The sequence below is a fragment of the Oleiphilus sp. HI0080 genome (assembly GCF_001635135.1).
Genome location: NZ_LWFU01000650.1, coordinates 1 through 1,815 on the forward strand (window position 1 = coordinate 1; position 1,815 = coordinate 1,815).

3 protein-coding genes are annotated in these 1,815 nt (G+C 47.3%); 2 read left to right on the forward strand and 1 reads right to left on the reverse strand.

Going from position 1 to position 1,815, the window contains the following annotated elements; translation table 11 throughout:
* Positions 1-962, reverse strand: a 962-nt coding sequence (locus tag A3751_RS14190; protein WP_156492475.1) for a M48 family metalloprotease, incomplete at its 3' end; no start/stop codon positions are given.
* 118 nt (positions 963-1,080) lie between these two features.
* Here A3751_RS14190 and A3751_RS14195 point away from each other — a divergent pair.
* Together A3751_RS14195 and A3751_RS14200 are read left to right on the forward strand one after the other, a co-directional pair.
* The gene (locus A3751_RS14195; protein ID WP_068457257.1) at positions 1,081-1,308 is read left to right on the forward strand and encodes a sulfurtransferase TusA family protein; all 228 of its coding nucleotides are present in this window, start codon (positions 1,081-1,083) and stop codon (positions 1,306-1,308) included.
* 12 nt (positions 1,309-1,320) lie between these two features.
* Positions 1,321-1,815: AI-2E family transporter (locus A3751_RS14200; RefSeq protein WP_156492476.1), on the forward strand; the 495-nt coding region annotated here is incomplete at its 3' end.

The following is a 1,815-nucleotide window of genomic DNA, read 5'->3' on the forward strand; positions in this document are numbered from 1 at the left end:
GAGAAGGAAGGGTCGCTTTCAAGAAGAGCGTACGCAAGACCGAAGCGAGCTGCGTCGACATTTTTATGTTTCCCTCTAGAAATGATTGATTTGTATAGATCAGCGGCTTGTTCTTTTGACTGTGCGTAGTCAACAGTCACAATCGCTTTGCAGATGTGAAAAAGAACGCTGTCTTGATAGGGTTTAACAGGGTACTGCTCGGCCCGGTTTCTCGTGTCGGACACGCGGTTTTCTGAAAGTGGGTGAGTTGATAAATATTCCGGTGGCGTATTGCCCTGCAATCGCGCATTTTTAAGCATTCGTTCAAACATTTTTGGCATCGCGCGTGGGTTGTAATCGGATGCGTACATGGTCTCGATGCCTATGCGGTCAGCCTCCTCTTCGTTTTGGCGTGAATAGCTTAATGATTTTTCAACGGATAGAGCCTGTGTTGACGCGAGCGTAGCGATTCCTGCTTCCGCTCCAGTTGTCGCTGCGATGACTACGGATGCTAAGACGCCAGCAAGTGTTAGTGGTGTGCTGAGTTGTTGCTGTTCGAGCCGTCGAGCATAGTGCCGTTGGCTGAGGTGGGCGAGCTCGTGCGCAATGACGGATGCAAATTCTTGCTCAGATGAAGCGTGCAGAAAAAGCCCTGCATTGATTCCGACTACGCTTCCGGGAACGGCAAATGCATTAAGTTCGGGGCTGTTTAGAACAACAAATCGAAACTCGCGATCGGCAACCGCTGAATAAGGAGCGAGAGAATAAACCAGCTGCTCTAAATATTGTTCTACGACAGGCTGTTCGTAGGTTTGTACTTGCCCTCTAAGGGCTGCGAGCCAGGCATTACCAAGTTGCCGCTCTTTTTCAATCGAGATGATGTTTGAGCTGGCGTTGCCTAGGGTTGGGAGATTATTGTTCGCCAGCGTAAGTGATGAGGCGAATAAAGTAACCAAAAAAAGAATCGGTGCTAAAAAGGGCATTTGTATCGACTTATATTAAACGTAATTTAAGTGTACACAATAAACTAACTTGCTGCGTTGATTCCTAGATGCATTCGCTTATTATGGCCAATCATTAAGAATATGATGTACACATGACATGGTTGATTTTGATTTTTTGGTTGATGCTCGCGGTGAAAGTTGCCCTATGCCGCTTTTAAGGGCAAAGCTCAAGTTGAACGAGATGCAGGAGGGCGAGCGCGTCAAGGTTATGGCGACTGATGCAGGGTCTGTACGCGACTTTGAGGCTTTTATATCGTTAACGCCCCATGAGCTAAAAGCGGAGCATTCGGCAAATGAGTTTGTCTACTTTATCACTAAGCATTAATTTGGAATCTTTATGTTAAACATTGTTCGGTCTTGGATTGACCGTTATTTTTCAGATGAGCAGGCGGTTGTATTGTCTGTTCTGCTGGTAATCGGCTTTGCTGTGATTTTAATGTGGGGGGATATTCTCGCGCCGGTTATTGCGTCGTTGATCATTGCGTTCATCCTGCAAGGGCCGGTCAATATGCTCACTGAGCGAAGCGTACCCAGAGTTATTTCAGTATTGCTTGTTTTCGGCGCCTTTCTCTCCATGATTTTTGCATTGTTCTTCGCAGTGCTCCCCAAGGCGTATTCTCAATTGGAATCTCTTCTCAATGATTTTCCTCGCATCTTGAGCGTTTTGCGACGACATGCGGAAGATCTACAAACGCAGCTGCCAGGTATGTTTAGGGGGGACGAGATTACGATCGCTTATGAGCAGCTCTCTGAGGGCTCGGCGGAAATTGTGCAGTGGGTGTTGTCCAATTCTCTCGCCAGCCTGCCTGTGGTCGTTACCGCACTAATCTAC